Source organism: Halomonas sp. (assembly GCF_034520545.1).
Classification (GTDB): domain Bacteria; phylum Pseudomonadota; class Gammaproteobacteria; order Pseudomonadales; family Halomonadaceae; genus Halomonas.
The window spans coordinates 1-16,698 of the sequence record NZ_JAXHNN010000019.1; the positions used below are offsets into that span (position 1 = coordinate 1).

General features: G+C 62.4%; 12 protein-coding genes, 3 tRNA genes and 3 rRNA genes. 12 read left to right on the top strand and 6 right to left on the bottom strand.

All coding sequences use genetic code 11. From position 1 onward, the window contains the following. The first annotated feature begins 523 nt into the window (after positions 1-523). The 8 genes from U5L98_RS18445 to rlmM all read left to right on the top strand — a co-directional run bounded on the left by U5L98_RS18445 (position 524) and on the right by rlmM (position 7,400). Positions 524-2,062, top strand: a 16S ribosomal RNA gene (locus U5L98_RS18445). 91 nt (positions 2,063-2,153) lie between these two features. Continuing rightward, positions 2,154-2,230: transfer RNA gene (locus tag U5L98_RS18450), tRNA-Ile, on the top strand. Between the two features lie 14 nt (positions 2,231-2,244). Continuing rightward, positions 2,245-2,320: transfer RNA gene (locus U5L98_RS18455), tRNA-Arg, on the top strand. Between the two features lie 9 nt (positions 2,321-2,329). Further along, a tRNA-Ala gene (locus tag U5L98_RS18460) sits at positions 2,330-2,475 on the top strand. A gap of 231 nt (positions 2,476-2,706) precedes the next feature. Next, positions 2,707-5,597, top strand: a 23S ribosomal RNA gene (locus tag U5L98_RS18465). 83 nt (positions 5,598-5,680) lie between these two features. Then, positions 5,681-5,796, top strand: a 5S ribosomal RNA gene (gene rrf, locus U5L98_RS18470). Together the 16S, 23S and 5S rRNA genes with 3 tRNA genes alongside form the textbook arrangement of a ribosomal RNA operon. 111 nt (positions 5,797-5,907) lie before the next feature. Next, positions 5,908-6,336, top strand: a complete 429-nt coding sequence (locus U5L98_RS18475; RefSeq protein WP_322559721.1) for a DUF2721 domain-containing protein — start codon at positions 5,908-5,910, stop codon at positions 6,334-6,336. Further along, entirely contained in the window at positions 6,333-7,400 is a 1,068-nt protein-coding gene (rlmM, locus tag U5L98_RS18480) for a 23S rRNA (cytidine(2498)-2'-O)-methyltransferase RlmM (RefSeq protein WP_322559722.1), read from the top strand. Before U5L98_RS18475 ends, rlmM begins: the two co-directional genes overlap by 4 nt. Positions 7,401-7,419: 19 nt before the next feature. Here the strand turns inward: rlmM and U5L98_RS18485 are convergent, their stop codons facing one another. Next, entirely contained in the window at positions 7,420-7,710 is a 291-nt protein-coding gene (locus tag U5L98_RS18485) for an antibiotic biosynthesis monooxygenase family protein (RefSeq protein WP_322558743.1), read from the bottom strand. A gap of 41 nt (positions 7,711-7,751) precedes the next feature. Between U5L98_RS18485 and tusA the strand changes: the two genes are divergently transcribed. Then, positions 7,752-8,003 carry a sulfurtransferase TusA gene (gene tusA / locus U5L98_RS18490; RefSeq protein ID WP_322558742.1) on the top strand — a complete coding sequence of 84 codons (252 nt, stop codon included), beginning with the start codon at positions 7,752-7,754 and terminating at the stop codon, positions 8,001-8,003. 15 nt (positions 8,004-8,018) lie between these two features. Here tusA and U5L98_RS18495 read toward each other — a convergent pair whose 3' ends face one another. The 3 genes from U5L98_RS18495 to U5L98_RS18505 form a co-directional block, all read right to left on the bottom strand. Continuing rightward, complete coding sequence (locus U5L98_RS18495; RefSeq protein ID WP_322558741.1) at positions 8,019-8,735, bottom strand: hypothetical protein; 717 nt, start codon at positions 8,733-8,735, stop codon at positions 8,019-8,021. Between the two features lie 112 nt (positions 8,736-8,847). Continuing rightward, the gene (locus U5L98_RS18500) at positions 8,848-9,915 is read right to left on the bottom strand and encodes a DUF3080 family protein (RefSeq protein ID WP_322559723.1); all 1,068 of its coding nucleotides are present in this window, start codon (positions 9,913-9,915) and stop codon (positions 8,848-8,850) included. After that, positions 9,887-11,335, bottom strand: coding sequence for an MATE family efflux transporter (locus U5L98_RS18505; RefSeq protein ID WP_322559724.1), 1,449 nt, complete (start codon positions 11,333-11,335; stop codon positions 9,887-9,889). Before U5L98_RS18505 ends, U5L98_RS18500 begins: the two co-directional genes overlap by 29 nt. A 151-nt stretch (positions 11,336-11,486) precedes the next feature. Here U5L98_RS18505 and U5L98_RS18510 point away from each other — a divergent pair, with 151 nt between their 5' ends. Beyond that, entirely contained in the window at positions 11,487-12,062 is a 576-nt protein-coding gene (locus U5L98_RS18510; protein ID WP_322559725.1) for an elongation factor P hydroxylase, read from the top strand. Positions 12,063-12,098: 36 nt separating this feature from the next. Continuing rightward, entirely contained in the window at positions 12,099-13,172 is a 1,074-nt protein-coding gene (locus U5L98_RS18515) for an alpha-ketoacid dehydrogenase subunit beta (RefSeq protein WP_322559726.1), read from the top strand. A gap of 16 nt (positions 13,173-13,188) precedes the next feature. Here U5L98_RS18515 and U5L98_RS18520 read toward each other — a convergent pair whose 3' ends face one another. Beyond that, positions 13,189-13,743: a hypothetical protein gene (locus U5L98_RS18520; protein ID WP_322559727.1), complete on the bottom strand. Its 555-nt coding sequence runs from the start codon at positions 13,741-13,743 to the stop codon at positions 13,189-13,191. Between the two features lies 1 nt (position 13,744). Beyond that, positions 13,745-14,632, bottom strand: coding sequence for a TatD family hydrolase (locus U5L98_RS18525; protein ID WP_322559728.1), 888 nt, complete (start codon positions 14,630-14,632; stop codon positions 13,745-13,747). Positions 14,633-14,732: 100 nt separating this feature from the next. Between U5L98_RS18525 and U5L98_RS18530 the strand changes: the two genes are divergently transcribed. Then, positions 14,733-16,658, top strand: a complete 1,926-nt coding sequence (locus U5L98_RS18530; RefSeq protein WP_322559729.1) for an ATP-binding cassette domain-containing protein — start codon at positions 14,733-14,735, stop codon at positions 16,656-16,658. Positions 16,659-16,698: the final 40 nt, after the last annotated feature.

Genomic DNA, 16,698 nt, shown 5'->3' on the forward strand with positions numbered 1-16,698 from the left:
AGTACGCATCCGCTGCTGGCGACGGGCAACGTTGCCGGCGGTGATAAGTGGCAGAAGTCGTTGTTTCTGTATGAGGTTTTTCAGGCTGGATGTCGAAATTCCTGCTTGACGGAAACGCCGAATTCGGTAGAATACGCCACGCGTTACAGAGGCCCGCCAGGGGCTCTATCGGCCGCCATCTCGATGGCACGTCGCTCACCTGGAACCGTTCTTCGGAACGCTTACAGGGTTGACACCGACAGCCGATCACGTAGAATACGCCTTCCTCGCAGGGCGCCGACGAGGCCGCCGCGTCCATTGATGCGGCCGAGCACGACGGCAACAGCGAGAGCTCCGCGCTTCATGTGAGCCCGGAGACGCTCTTTAACAATCGATCAGGTAATTCATGTGGGCGCTTGTCGGGATGTCGGTGACCAGTCACTGAAACATTCAAGGCAAGCGACTCGTCAAGGATCTTCGGATCCTAATTGAGAACGTTTGACCCTTGAGCCAAGTTTGGTGCTCTTAAGGCACTTATGATTTTAAACTGAAGAGTTTGATCATGGCTCAGATTGAACGCTGGCGGCAGGCCTAACACATGCAAGTCGAGCGGAAACGATGGAGCTTGCTCCAGGCGTCGAGCGGCGGACGGGTGAGTAATGCATAGGAATCTGCCCGGTAGTGGGGGATAACCTGGGGAAACCCAGGCTAATACCGCATACGTCCTACGGGAGAAAGCAGGGGATCTTCGGACCTTGCGCTATCGGATGAGCCTATGTCGGATTAGCTAGTTGGTGAGGTAACGGCTCACCAAGGCGACGATCCGTAGCTGGTCTGAGAGGATGATCAGCCACATCGGGACTGAGACACGGCCCGAACTCCTACGGGAGGCAGCAGTGGGGAATATTGGACAATGGGGGCAACCCTGATCCAGCCATGCCGCGTGTGTGAAGAAGGCCTTCGGGTTGTAAAGCACTTTCAGTGAGGAAGAACGCCTTGGGGCCAATACCCGCAAGGAAGGACATCACTCACAGAAGAAGCACCGGCTAACTCCGTGCCAGCAGCCGCGGTAATACGGAGGGTGCGAGCGTTAATCGGAATTACTGGGCGTAAAGCGCGCGTAGGCGGCGTGATAAGCCGGTTGTGAAAGCCCCGGGCTCAACCTGGGAACGGCATCCGGAACTGTCAGGCTAGAGTGCAGGAGAGGAAGGTAGAATTCCCGGTGTAGCGGTGAAATGCGTAGAGATCGGGAGGAATACCAGTGGCGAAGGCGGCCTTCTGGACTGACACTGACGCTGAGGTGCGAAAGCGTGGGTAGCAAACAGGATTAGATACCCTGGTAGTCCACGCCGTAAACGATGTCGACTAGCCGTTGGGGTCCTAGAGACCTTTGTGGCGCAGTTAACGCGATAAGTCGACCGCCTGGGGAGTACGGCCGCAAGGTTAAAACTCAAATGAATTGACGGGGGCCCGCACAAGCGGTGGAGCATGTGGTTTAATTCGATGCAACGCGAAGAACCTTACCTACCCTTGACATCCTGCAGAAGCCGGAAGAGATTCTGGTGTGCCTTCGGGAACCGAGTGACAGGTGCTGCATGGCTGTCGTCAGCTCGTGTTGTGAAATGTTGGGTTAAGTCCCGTAACGAGCGCAACCCTTGTCCCTATTTGCCAGCGATTCGGTCGGGAACTCTAGGGAGACTGCCGGTGACAAACCGGAGGAAGGTGGGGACGACGTCAAGTCATCATGGCCCTTACGGGTAGGGCTACACACGTGCTACAATGGCCGGTACAAAGGGATGCGAAGCCGCGAGGTGGAGCGAATCCCGAAAAGCCGGTCTCAGTCCGGATCGGAGTCTGCAACTCGACTCCGTGAAGTCGGAATCGCTAGTAATCGTGAATCAGAATGTCACGGTGAATACGTTCCCGGGCCTTGTACACACCGCCCGTCACACCATGGGAGTGGACTGCACCAGAAGTGGTTAGCTTAACCTTCGGGAGAGCGATCACCACGGTGTGGTTCATGACTGGGGTGAAGTCGTAACAAGGTAGCCGTAGGGGAACCTGCGGCTGGATCACCTCCTTAAACGACCAGTCCCGGCACCCGGCAAGTGTCCACAATGAATTACCTGATCGAACGAGCAAGACTGTTTGGGTATAGGCCCAGCGTGACCAATGGGTCTGTAGCTCAGTTGGTTAGAGCGCACCCCTGATAAGGGTGAGGTCGGCAGTTCAAGTCTGCCCAGACCCACCATTCTCCGTACGGCCGGAACGCTCAGCTGGCAGAGCGCCTGCCGTCTGCACGCAGGAAGGTCAGCGGTTCGATCCCAGCTTGGCTCCACCATCTTCCTTGGAAGCGCGGAGCTCAGCTGGAGAGCGCCTGCCCTTGCACGCAGGAGGTCACGCGGTCGGTCGCGCACGACTCATCGATCCTAGCTAGGCTGCGCCAGCACTGCCAGCTGCAAGCGGTCAGCGGTTCGATCCCGCTAGGCTTCACCATCCAACAGTCGACTGTTAAGCGTAAGCCTTAAGCTAGGCGCTGAAAACATTATCTGCCGTCAGTCAGGTATTGCTTACAGCTTCCAGCTTAAAGCTTCCAGCTTTAAATGCTCTTTAACAATGTGAATCATGCTGACAAGTTTCTTCCGAGAGGAAGAGACACGAGATACGTTTCAAGCGTATCCGGCAATTGTCGATCGTCATCGCGGACCAGACCTCTTGGGGTTATATGGTCAAGCGATGAAGCGCATACGGTGGATGCCTAGGCAGCCAGAGGCGATGAAAGACGTGGAAGCCTGCGATAAGGCTCGGCGAGGTGGCAAACGACCTGTGACCCGGGCATGTCTGAATGGGGAAACCCACCCACGGTAACGTGGGTATCCTGCACTGAATCCATAGGTGTCAGGAGGCGAACCGGGGGAACTGAAACATCTCAGTACCCCGAGGAAAAGAAATCAACCGAGATTCCCCCAGTAGCGGCGAGCGAACGGGGAGCAGCCCTTAAGCAGGTGACTGATTAGGCGAATGAGCTGGGAAGCTCAACGAAACAGGGTGATAGTCCCGTAGCCGAAAATCTGATCACTGTGAAATCGAGTAGGTCGGGGCACGAGAAACCTTGACTGAAGACGGGGGGACCATCCTCCAAGGCTAAATACTCCTGGCTGACCGATAGTGAACCAGTACCGTGAGGGAAAGGCGAAAAGAACCCCGGAGAGGGGAGTGAAATAGATCCTGAAACCGTATGCGTACAAGCAGTGGGAGCATGCACGTCATGTGACCGCGTACCTTTTGTATAATGGGTCAGCGACTTATTTTCAGTGGCGAGCTTAACCGATTAGGGGAGGCGTAGCGAAAGCGAGTCTTAACTGGGCGACCAGTCGCTGGAAATAGACCCGAAACCGGGCGATCTATCCATGAGCAGGTTGAAGGTTGAGTAACATCAACTGGAGGACCGAACCAGGATCTGTTGAAAAAGATTTGGATGACTTGTGGATCGGAGTGAAAGGCTAATCAAGCCCGGAGATAGCTGGTTCTCCTCGAAAGCTATTTAGGTAGCGCCTCACGTAGCACCGCCGGGGGTAGAGCACTGTTTCGGCTAGGGGGTCATCCCGACTTACCAACCCGAGGCAAACTCCGAATACCGGTGAGTGACGCGTGGGAGACACACAGCGGGTGCTAACGTCCGTTGTGAAAAGGGAAACAACCCAGACCGTCAGCTAAGGTCCCGAAATCCTGGTTAAGTGGGAAACGATGTGGGAAGGCTCAGACAGCTAGGAGGTTGGCTTAGAAGCAGCCATCCTTTAAAGAAAGCGTAATAGCTCACTAGTCGAGTCGGCCTGCGCGGAAGATGTAACGGGGCTCAAACCAGGTACCGAAGCTACGGGTTCATCCTCTGGATGAGCGGTAGAGGAGCGTCGTGTACGCCGATGAAGGTGGATCGAGAGGTCTGCTGGAGGTATCACGAGTGCGAATGCTGACATGAGTAACGACAAGGGGCGTGAAAAACGCCCCCGCCGGAAGACCAAGGGTTTCTGTTCGACGCTAATCGGAGCAGAGTGAGTCGGCCCCTAAGGCGAGGCCGAAAGGCGTAGTCGATGGGAAACGGGTCAATATTCCCGTACCTCACTGTATTGCGATGGGGGGACGAAGAAGGCTAGGTGAGCCAGGCGTTGGTAGTCCTGGTGAAAGTCAGTAGGCTGGGGAATCAGGCAAATCCGGTTCCCCCAGGCCGAGAGACGAGACGAACAGCCCACGGGCTGGAAGTCATCGATGCCACGCTTCCAGGAAAAGCCTCTAAGCTTCAGATACAGTGGGACCGTACCCCAAACCGACACAGGTGGTCAGGTAGAGAATACCCAGGCGCTTGAGAGAACTCGGGTGAAGGAACTAGGCAAAATGGTGCCGTAACTTCGGGAGAAGGCACGCCGGACGTAGGGTGACGGGCCTCGCGCCTCGAGCCTGAACCGGTCGAAGATACCAGGTGGCTGCAACTGTTTATTAAAAACACAGCACTCTGCAAACGCGCAAGCGGACGTATAGGGTGTGACGCCTGCCCGGTGCCGGAAGGTTAAGTGATGGTGTTAGCGCAAGCGAAGCTCCTGATCGAAGCCCCGGTAAACGGCGGCCGTAACTATAACGGTCCTAAGGTAGCGAAATTCCTTGTCGGGTAAGTTCCGACCTGCACGAATGGCGTAATGATGGCCACGCTGTCTCCACCCGAGACTCAGTGAAATTGAAATCGCAGTGAAGATGCTGTGTACCCGCGGCTAGACGGAAAGACCCCGTGAACCTTTACTATAGCTTCACACTGGACGCTGATGTTGCCTGTGTAGGATAGCTGGGAGGCTTGGAAACCCGGACGCCAGTTCGGGTGGAGCCAACCTTGAAATACCAGCCTGGCATCATTGGCGTTCTAACTCAGATCCGTGATCCGGATCGAGGACCGTGTGTGGTGGGTAGTTTGACTGGGGCGGTCTCCTCCCAAAGCGTAACGGAGGAGCACGAAGGTACCCTCAGCACGGTTGGAAATCGTGCATTGAGTGCAAGAGCATAAGGGTGCTTAACTGCGAGACAGACACGTCGAGCAGGTACGAAAGTAGGTTCTAGTGATCCGGTGGTTCTGTATGGAAGGGCCATCGCTCAACGGATAAAAGGTACTCCGGGGATAACAGGCTGATACCGCCCAAGAGTTCACATCGACGGCGGTGTTTGGCACCTCGATGTCGGCTCATCACATCCTGGGGCTGAAGTCGGTCCCAAGGGTATGGCTGTTCGCCATTTAAAGTGGTACGCGAGCTGGGTTTAGAACGTCGTGAGACAGTTCGGTCCCTATCTGCCGTGGGCGTTGGATGTTTGAGAAGGGCTGCTCCTAGTACGAGAGGACCGGAGTGGACGCACCTCTGGTGTTCCGGTTGTCACGCCAGTGGCATTGCCGGGTAGCTATGTGCGGACGGGATAACCGCTGAAAGCATCTAAGCGGGAAGCCCCCTTCAAGATGAGACATCCCCGAGGCCTCGAGCCTCCTGAAGGGCCCAGCGAGACCAGCTGGTTGATAGGCCGGGTGTGGAAGCGCTGCAAGGCGTTGAGCTAACCGGTACTAATGGCCCGTGAGGCTTGACCATATAACACCCAAGCGGTCTGCCGATGGCGACCGACAGCCGGATACGACGAAACGTATCAGCTCAGCATGATTCACCGCTTTTCGCCTGACGACCATAGCGTGCGGGAACCACCTGATCCCTTGCCGAACTCAGCAGTGAAACCGCTCAGCGCCGATGGTAGTGTGGGGTCTCCCCATGCGAGAGTAGGTCATCGTCAGGCACCTATCCCGAGAAAACCCCGAGTTCGAAAGAGCTCGGGGTTTTTTCATGGGCGGCCCATGAAAGTGGCAGCTGTTATCATGGCGTTACGAATCACAACCGGAGATCGTTCGTGACGTTGACCACGCCGGCCCTGCTCTTTCCGGCCATCTCGCTGCTGTTGCTGGCCTATACCAACCGTTTCCTGGTACTCGCGCAGTTGATCCGCAAGCTGGCGGACGAGGAACGCGATCTTCATCAGCCCGGCACCGCGCGACAGATCGTGTTGCTGCGTCGGCGTATCTCCCTGACCAAGCGCATGCAGGTAGCGGGTGTGCTGAGTTTCCTGCTCTGTACACTGTCGATGTTCGCGCTCTTCCTGTCGCTGGAACTGCTGGGCATGCTGCTCTTCGGAGTGAGCCTGGTGACCCTGTCCATTTCGCTGATCTACTCGCTCTGGGAGGTGACCATTTCTACCAATGCGCTCAATGTCCAGTTGCAGGATATCGAGGACCTGCGCAATCGCACGCTCCCGGATGCGTCCGAGGAGACTGGCCGATGACGGTTCCCGGTGAGCTGTTGCTCTATTGTCGTTCGGGGTTCGAGCCGGATCTGGCGGCAGAGCTCGCGGACAAGGTCATGGCCCTGGGCTGGCATGGAGAAACCGACGTCAGCCCAGACGCCGGTTTCGTGCGCTTCATTGTTGCGGGCGATGCGCCAGCCAATGCGCTGCATCGGGCATTGCCGCTGTCCAGCCTGGTATTTGCCCGACAGAGCCTGCTCGCCCTACCGCCGCTCTTGCTCCCCCGCGAGGATCGCTTGACACCCATCATCGAGCAGGTCGTGGCGAGTGGTTGGAGCTTCGAGTCGGTGTGGCAGGAAACACCGGATACCAACGACGCCAAGGCCCTCGCTGGCCTGATCAAGGCACTCAAGCGGCCGCTGGAGTCGCTGCTCAAGAAACGGGGCGCCCTGCGGCGCAAGGCCGGCGGCCGCCGTCTTCACCTGCTATGGAGTGACGGAGATCGCGTCCAACTGGGCATGAGCTTTCCCGGCAATCGCAGTGAACTCCCTGGAGGAATTCGCCGGCTGCGCTTTCCTCACCGCGCGCCGAGTCGTTCCACCCTCAAGCTGGAGGAGGCCTGGCACGAATTTATCCCGCGAGATGATTGGGACGAACGGCTGGGGGAGGGCATGCAAGCAGCCGACCTTGGCGCCGCTCCCGGTGGCTGGACCTGGCAGCTGGTGCAGCGCGGCATGCATGTCTATGCCATCGATAACGGCCCCATGGACAAGGGACTGATGGCCACGGGGCTGGTGGAGCATCTGCGCGAGGACGGCTTCGTCTGGGAGCCACCCTGCCGGCTCGACTGGCTGGTTTGCGATATCGTCGACAAGCCATCGCGCGTGATGTCGATGGTCCAGCGCTGGCTGGTGCGGCGCTGGTGCCGGGAGGCGGTGTTCAACCTGAAGTTGCCCATGAAGCGCCGCTGGCAGGAAGTCTCCCGCTGCCTTTCGGGCCTTGAGTCGGCACTCGCCGAGGCCGGCGTACGAGCCAAGGTGGCGTGTCGCCACCTCTACCATGATCGAGAGGAGGTGACGGTACATGTGCGGATCCTGAACTGATCCGGACGGACCCGCGCGGTCAATGGGACGTCGGTTCGTAGATGCGGATACGCTCCTCCTCGGTCAGCAGTGGCAGTAGACTCTGCATGACTCGGGCGCGTGTCTCGCTTTGGTACCATTCCTTCCAGGCGCGCATGTCGCGCCACTTGGTGATCATCAGACGTCGATCGCTGTGGCCAAGCTCGACGAGACTCTCGCCGCCGATGAAGCCACGCGCGCCGAGAGAATGGCGCATGGCCTCCCGGGCGGCCGCCTCGTATTCTTCCTCCAGGCCGGGCATGATACGACGTTCGATAATGATCTTGATCATCCGTTACTCCCTTATTTTTCTTTCCCCCAACGAGGTCATAGATGGTTGATTCCGCGGATTCCCTGCCGGTCTGTGATGCGCAGCTCGATACCACCGGGCTTTATTGTCCCGAACCGATCATGCTGATGCACAACAAGGTGCGTGACATGCACACGGGGGAGGTGCTCAAGGTAATCGCCAGCGACCCAGCCACGACGAGAGACATCCCCAAGTTCTGCAGTTTCCTCGGGCATGAGCTCCTGCGTCAGCAGGAAGACGACGGCAGTTACCTCTATTTTATCCGTCTCGGCTGAGTCGCGACCAGCCTGTCATCGGGTTGATGTGTCAACGTCACTGTCGGGCATGACCATCAGGGCCAACGCTTCCAGGGTGGTGGGATCCTCGTGCCGAATGCGGTTGGCGATCTGCCGCTGGAAGAAGTAGACCACCCGGTGGCGGCTGTGGCCGGGATAGAGGCAGGGATCGCTGGGCAGGATTGGAGTGGTCTCGATGAGACAATCGTCGGCGAGTAGCGCCTCCACCGTGCCATCGCTGTAGAGACGCCAGCCGAAGACCTGCTTAAGCTGCCAGGGAGCATCGTCCTCATCCATGCACAGGGCATGGGTTCCCTGGGTCTCGGGCAGCTGCTGGATCAGTGTAGTCTCGTCGGTCTCTTCGTAATCGAAGTAGGCGGCGGCGTGCTCCAGCTCCAGCACCTTGTGCTCGGGTGCCTCCTCGAAGAGTTCCTCGGTTTCCGGGTCACGATAGCCGATGAAGTGTCCGTGCTCGGCGTCATCCAGGCGATGGCAGGGCGTCAAAGCCTCCATCCAGGGCACCAGGCCAACGACCTCGCCATTTTCCTGGAGTCCCCAGGCCAGCAGTGGCATGCCGTACAGGGTGTCGGCATCCGAAGCGAGCCGATAGACCATCTCCAGATTGTCCAGCTCGGGTGAAAGACGAACCAACCGGCGTCGGGCCAGTTGACGTTTGCGCATGGCCTCGAGATCGATGACCCGGGCGGAGCGGGGTGACTGCGGGATTCCCATGATGTCCCTCCAAGTGCTGCGTGGTCACGACTTCGGCCTGGTAGGCAGCGCACTGCGTCACTGTTACTTCATCAATAGCACAGAGTGATTGCCGAGGTTAAGTCCCGGTGGCTCATCGGCAGTGACGAGCAAGGCGATTGCGCAGTGCAGCGTGGCGATCGAGGCTCGCCGTGAAGGCCGGCAGGGGAGCCTCGGGGTCGGTGAGCGACAGCCAGCGTCGACGATAGTCGACTACCGCCGGTGGGGGCGCCACATGCACCTCGAGGAGGGCGTCGATGGCCCCGAGCCAGTGCCGGGCGGCGCGTTCGAGGTCGTTCAGCCATGTCATCAGCCGGGTCGCCTCGGACGAGTCTGCCAGGCGCTCGGGCGCTCCGCGACAGGCTTTACCGTCCTCGTGTTGCAGAACTCCTTCGATCAGTGTCGAAGCCTCGGCAAGTCGCTGCTTGGCCAGCAGCAGGGTGCGCAGCAGTTCGGCAGAGAACGGGCGCTCCTGCAGGGTCTTGAGGTGCCCTTCCAGGGTGGCCGAATCGGGAACCCAGGCCCTGTCGAACTGGTGCAAGGTTGCCTCGCGCAAGTAGCCCAGGGCGGTACTGCGCGGCTCGACCTCGTCGAAGTCATCGGGAGAGAGGGGAGAGCTCGCTCGGGAGAAGTTCTTGACCCACTCCTCGGAAGCGAACAGAGCGTTCCAGCTGACCTGCGGTAGCTGATCGGTCTTGGTCTCGGTCAGGTGAGCCAGACGTTCACGACTGTCATCGGAGAGGGACTCCGGTACGTCGCCGTTCCAGCAGCCGCTCAGCCTGCGCCACAGTTGGAGCTCGTACAGCCAGCGTTGGCTGGGGGCCGCCACCTTGCCGAGCTGGTTGTTACGCCCCGCCACCAGGTTGGCGATATGACACTTGCGCAACGCATAGATATCGAGCATGCCCTCCCGGGTCTCGGCAATCTCGAACAGCCGCTGGTCGCGTTCGGGGAAGGCCGCGATGTTGTCCGGAGTTGAGCGCGGTGGCGCCTCGAGCGAGAGTGTCTCGGCGAGGCGGAGCTGGTAGCCGCGCAGCAGGGTCTCGCTGTCTCCCTCGCCGCAGCCGACCAGCAGCAGTAACAGCATCCCTGCCAGCCCCCGAACTCCGTGGCGGCAGGCTGTACGGCCGAAGTCACTCGGCAGGAATTTCGATCTGTCCATGGGTCGTCGCCTTGCTGATGCGCCTGAGCCGCTCCCCCAGCAGCAGCGCTGCGATGGTCAGGCCGCCAACCAGGCCGATCCAGTAACCGTGCACGCCCATCGGGTCGATCCACCCGAACAGACCTTGCGCTCCCAGCCAGTGACCGCCGCCCAGCCCCACCAGCCAATAAGCCAGCAGGGTGATCAGCATGATGATCCGAGTGTCCTTGTAACCGCGCAAGGCCCCGGCCAGATTGACCTGCAGGGAGTCGGATACCTGGAAGATCATCGCCAGCCCGACCAGCGTCAAGGTCAAGCGCTGCACCTCACTGTCATGAGTATAAAGCCCGATCACCGGCTCGGCAGTAATCCACAGCAACAAACTGTTGAGCCCCGCCACGGCCAGTGCCACCAGGATGCCGTTCCAGGCCACCAGCCGAGCGTCATCGTGGCGGCCCTGGCCCAGGGTGTTGCCCACGCGCACGGTCAGCGCCATCCCCAGGGAGAGCGGCAGCATGAAGAGTATCGAGGTGTAGTTGAGGGCCACCTGGTGGGCTGCAACGGTCACCTCGCCGAGGCTGGCGATGAACAGCGCGATCAAGGTGAACAGCGTCACCTCGACGAAGATCGCCACGCCGATGGGAACGCCCACATGAAGCAGCTCGAGAATCAGCGGCCAACGCGGGAGCGTCGGAGAGTGCCAGAGCGCGATATCGCCGTAGGCCCGAGAGCGGCGGGTGTAGGCAATCATCGCCAGGCACATCACCCACATGGAGAGCGCCGTGGCAATGCCGCAGCCAAGCGCTCCCAGGGCGGGCAGGCCTTGCAGGATATCGGGTAACCCCTCGCCGAACAGTCCCGTCAGCCCTTCGCCACCGTAGATCAGTATGAAATTGCTGGGGATGTTGACGCCGAGTCCGATCACGCTGATCCACAGCGACGGGCGAGTATGGTTCATGCCGTCCGAGAAGGCGCGTAGCGCCTGAAAAAGAGCCACCCCGGGCATGCCGAACGCCACGGCGGCCAGATAAGCAGCGGCGCGCCTGGCGACCTCCTCCGGCACCGCCATCAGGCGAAAGATCGGCATGACCGCACTCCACATCAGCACCGCGGCGGCCACTCCCAGGGCCAGGGCGATCCATAGCGCCTGATGCACGCTGGGACGAATCCCCGCCGTGCGGCCACCCCCCAGCAATTGCGCGACAATCGGCGTCAGCCCCATCAGGGTGCCGGTCATGAACAGCATCAGCGGCATCCACAGGCTGGAGCCCACCGAGACCGCCGCCAGGTCGGTGGCGCTGAGTCGTCCGGTCATCATCACGTCGGCGACGCTCATGCCGGCCTGGGCCAGCTGGGCCCCGCAGATGGGCAGTGCCAGGCGCAGCAGCGGCCGCGTTTCCTTGCGGCTGGTGGCCAGCAGGCGTGAGGAGAACGAGGCCAAGGCAAGAAGCTCCATGCGTATCGAGGTGAAGGCGGTATCGCCGGTAACGTGGCCAACGCCGGCAGGCCGCCCAGTGTATCAGGGGGCAGTGATTTTCGCTGTGTCCGGCCTTGCCCCTATAATGGCGCCCTTTATGCCTACTGGAGCCTGCGTGAGCCACCGACTCGAGGATGTGATGGCCTTGTTCGACGGCCTTTTCCTGCCCCGCTACCGGACCCGTCTGGTGCGCGGCGGCGATGAACCGCTCTACCTGCCGGCGGACGAGGCCTCTCCCTGTCATCGGGTGATCTTCGCCCGCGGCTTCTATGCCAGCGCCCTGCATGAAGTCAGCCACTGGTGCATTGCCGGCGCCCGTCGGCGTGAGTTCGAGGACTACGGCTACTGGTACCTGCCCGACGGCCGCGATGCCGGCCAGCAGCGCGACTTCGAGGCGGTGGAGGTGGCGCCTCAGGCGCTGGAGCTGCTCTTCTCTCGGGCCTGCGACCGGCCCTTCCGGGTCAGCATCGATAACCTGGGCGAGGTGGAGGTCGACCGCGAGGGCTTCCAGGCGCGAGTCGAGGCGCGCGCCGAACGCTACTTGCGTGAGGGCCTGCCGGGCCGGGCGGCGGCTTTCCGGCAGGCGCTGGTGGCCTTCTACCAGGAGGGTGCCAGCCTCGAGCAGGCCGTGGCGGCCGGGCAATGTTGGCTCGAGTCGGCAGGTTCGCGGCCCCACGAGGCGATCGACTAGGCTGAAGGGCATTGTCCAGCCGACCGGAGACCGACCGTGGCCGAATCCCTGCCCCAGGAACGCCGCTTCCTTGCCGCCCTGAATGACGACAGCTGGCCCGAGCTGGAACACCAGCGCTCCCTCGAGTCAGCCGGGCTCGACCCTGAGGCGCTCGTCGAGCTCTTCGAGTCTCAACTGACCAGCCGTCAGCTCGATCTCCACGCCCGGCGGCTCCAGGCGCAGTTTGGTCCGCACCGGGTGATCGATACGCTGCTCGACGAGCAGAGCATCCTGGGACTGGGCATCGGGCTGGCGCAGAGCGGCCTGGTGCCCATCCTCGAGATCCAGTTTCTCGCCTACCTCCACAACGCCGAGGATCAACTGCGCGGCGAGGCCGCCACGCTGAGCTTCTTCTCCGATGGCCAGTACACCAACCCGATGGTGGTGCGTATCGCCGGGCTCGGCTACCAGAAGGGTTTCGGCGGCCACTTCCACAACGACAATGCCATTGCCGTGCTGCGCGATATTCCCGGGCTGCTGGTGGCTTGCCCGTCAAACGGGGCCGAGGCGGTGGGGCTGCTGCAGGAGGCGGTTCGCCTGGCCGACGAGGAGCAGCGCGTTGTGGTGCTCCTCGAGCCCATCGCACGTTACCATGCCCGTGACCTGCTGGAGGAGGGGGATGATCGCGGATGCTGCGTTGATCCTGGGCCGGACTACCGCCTGCCAGTGGGTGAGCTCGGCCAATGGGGAGAGGGACGCGACCTGGCCATCGTCAGCTACGGTAACGGGGTCCACCTGTCACGGCAGGCGGCTGTCCGCCTTGAGGAAAAGGGCATCGCGCTGCGCCTCATCGACCTGCGCTGGCTGACGGCTATCGATCACGATGCGCTCCATCGTCGGGTAAGCGACTGTTCGGGCATCCTGGTGGTGGACGAATGCCGGCGGTCGGGCTCGCCTAGTGAGGAGCTGATCACCGGCCTGGTCGAGCGCGGCGTGGCGGGTGAGCGCCTGGCACGGCTGACCGCCGAGGACAGTTTCATTGCCCTGGGGCCGGCCGCCACGGTCACGCTGCCCTCGGTGGCGGGCATCGTCGAGCGGGCCCTGGCGCTGCTGGGGCGGTCGGGGGCGTAGTTGCCACGGGGCCCGCTCAGTCGTCGGCGTCGTCGCCGTCCAGCAGACGGCCATCGAAGGGGGTGGCCTCGGGGGGCGTGACGCCGGGGGCGAGGCGCTGGTGGAGATTGAGCATCACCGCCACCTCGTGCTCGGGGCGTAGTGGCTCGAGTCCCAGTTCACCGAACAGCTCGCCCCGGGCTCGGGCCCAGTTGCCGGGCTCGAGCTCATCGTAGAGGCTCTCCGCCGGGGCCAGTTCGACGAAGGGGTCGAGGCCGTAGGTGTCGAACAGCTGCGAGATCGCCGCCTCATCGTCACTCACGCCGGCCGTATAGAGCGTCGCGCTGAAATGGTCATTCTCGAGCTCGCGGATGACGTCCAGGGGGCTCACTCCCATGCTGTTGAGTTCCTCCAGGCTGTACTCGCCCAGCGAAACCATCTCGTTATCCAGCCAGTCGTCGTCCGGCTGGATCAGGGTATGCTTGACCCGCCCGTCGGGCAGCGTCCAGGCGATGGCCAGCGGCAAGCCGCCGTCCTCGCCGGTCTCGACGGCGATGAAGCCGGGAATCTCGTTGCTCTCGGGGCCGGCCATGTCAGGACTCCTCATGTTGGTTGGCGTGGCGTGTCTCGCCCGCCGGCAGGCGGAAGAAGGCGAGCGCGGTCGCGGTGGTGGCAGGGGCCAGCTCGGCCTCGTCCATGCCCCGCCAGTGGGCTATCTCCCGCACGATCCAGGGCAGCAGCGCCGGTTCGTGGCGTCTGCCCTTGAGTTTGGCAGGTAAATTGCGAGGCAGCAGGTACGGGCAGTCGGTTTCCACCATCAGCCGGTCCAGGGGGATCTCGCCGACCAGTTCGCGCAGGTGGTGGCCGCGACGCTCGTCGCACAGCCAGCCGGTCAGGCCGATGTGCAGGTCCAGGTCCCGGTAGCCGTAGAGGGTCTCGCGGTCGGCGGTGAAGCAGTGGATTACCGCATCGGCGATATCGTCGCGCCAGGCGTGCAGCATCTCGCGCATGCGTCGCCCGGCGTCCCGTTCATGGATAAAAAGCGGCTTGCCGCTCTCCGCCGCCAGGCCTAGCTGGGCCTCGAAGGCGCGCTCCTGCTCGGTGGGGGTGGAAAAGTTTCGGTTGAAGTCCAGGCCGCACTCGCCCACCGCCACCACCTCGGGCTGGCGGTGCAGGTCGCGCATCGCCTGCGCCAGTGCCGGATCCCACTGGCTGGCGTCATGGGGGTGCACCCCGGCTGTGGCGAAGAGTCCCGGGTGGCGACGCGCCAGTTCCACGGCCTGTTCGGCGTGCTCGCGGTCGGTGCCGGTGAGGATCAGGGTGGTGACGTTGGCTGCCCGGGCGCGGGTCAGCACCGCCGGCAGGTCCCGGGCGAAACTCTCGTGGGTCAGGTTGGCGCCGATGTCCACCAGCGGGGCGGGCGAGGTGAAGCGCAGGGCCTCGGGCAGGACGTCGTCGAAGGTGTCGGTCGGGGCAGCCAAGGCGGAACTCCTTCAGGAAACAGGCGCGCATTGTACCCGTCGCCACGCCGGGCCGGCCATGCGTTACACTAGCGCCCTCAATGAATGAAGAGGTGAGCGCGTGACCCTGCTACGTCTGGAACAGCTGCAACTGGCCTACGGTAACCAGGTACTGCTCGACGGTGCCGACCTGGTGCTGGAAAAGGGCGAGCGCCTCGCCCTGGTGGGGCGCAACGGCACCGGCAAGTCGACCCTGCTCAAGCTGGTGGCCGGCGAGATCCAGGCCGACGGCGGCAACATCTGGCGGGCGCCGGGATTGAAGATCGGCGTGCTTGCCCAGGAGCTGCCGGATGCCACTGGCCAGACCATCTTCGACGTGGTCGCCCAGGGCCTCCCCGAGGCCGGTGAACTGCTCTCCGAGTATCACCACCTGATCCACGACGAGGACCCGGACATGCGCCGCATGGCCGAGCTGCAGACGCGGATCGAGGCGATCGACGGCTGGTCCTTCCACCAGCGCATCGACGTGGTGCTGACCCGGCTCGGGCTGCCTGCCGACGCCGAGATGGCGGCGCTCTCCGGTGGCTGGCGGCGCCGCGTGGCGCTGGCCCGGGCGCTGGTCGCCGAGCCGGACCTGCTGCTGCTGGACGAGCCCACCAACCACCTGGACCTCGACACCATCGCCTGGCTGGAAGAGCAGCTGCTGGACTTCAATGGCGCCGTGCTCTTCATCACCCACGACCGGGCCTTCCTCTCGAAGCTCGCCACGGCGATCCTCGAACTCGACCGCGGGCGCCTGGGCCGCTACCCCGGGGATTATGCCGCCTACCAGGAGCAGAAGAACCACGAGCTGGAAGTCGAGGCTCGTGAACACGCCGAGTTCGACAAGAAGCTCGCTCAGGAGGAGGCCTGGATCCGCCAGGGCATCAAGGCGCGGCGCACCCGCAACGAGGGCCGGGTGAGGGCGCTGGAGCAGCTGCGCCGGGAGCGCAGCGAGCGTCGCGAACGCCAGGGCAAGGCCTCGCTCGCCGTCGACAGTGGCGGGCGCAGCGGCAAGCGGGTGGTGAGCCTCGAGCACGTCACCCAGCGCTTCGGCGAAGAGGTGGTGATCGACGACCTGACCCTGGAGATTCAGCGCGGCGACCGCATCGGTTTCATCGGCCGCAACGGTGCCGGCAAGACGACGCTGCTCAAGATCCTGCTCGGAGAGCTCGAGCCGACCGAAGGCAAGGTGCAGTTCGGGACCAAGCTGCAGGTCGCCTACTTCGACCAGCTGCGTGCCGGGCTGGAGCCGGAGAAGAGCGTCTACGACAACGTGGCTCAGGGCAGCGATCGCATCGCCGTGGGCGGTCGCGACCGTCATGTGATGAGCTACCTGCAGGACTTCCTGTTCACCCCCGAGCGGGTGCGCCAACCGGTCAAGGCGCTCTCGGGCGGGGAGTCCAACCGCCTGCTGCTGGCCAAGCTGTTCACTCAGCCGGCCAATGTCCTGGTGCTGGACGAGCCGACCAACGATCTCGACGTCGAGACCCTGGAACTGCTCGAGGAATTGCTGCTCAACTTCGATGGCACCCTGCTGCTGGTCTCCCACGATCGTGCCTTCATGGACAACGTGGTGACCAGCGTACTGGCCTTCGAGGGTCAGGGTCGGGTACGCGAATACGTGGGCGGCTACAGCGACTGGGTGCGCCAGGGGGGTCGGCTGCCGCCGGCGCCCTGGGAAGGGGCGGCGCGCCAGCATGTCGAACCCACGGCCCCGGTGGCGAGCGACGCTCCGGCATCGACCAAGGCAGGTGCTACCCCCGCGAGCCGGCCGGCCAAGCTCTCCTACAAGCTGCAGCGGGAGCTCGACGGCCTGCCGGGCGAGATAGAACGTCTCGAGGAGGAGGTGGCCGCCTACGAGGCTCAGGTGGGCGATCCGGGGTTTTATCAGCAGGATGCCGATACCGTCTCGGCGACCCTGCAGTCGCTGAACGATACCCAGGCCACGCTGGAAGCGGCCATGGAGCGGTGGATGGAGCTCGAGGCGATGGCCGCCGGCGAGTGACAACGCGGCGATTCAGTGGCGTTTCGCTGGCGTCGGGTCT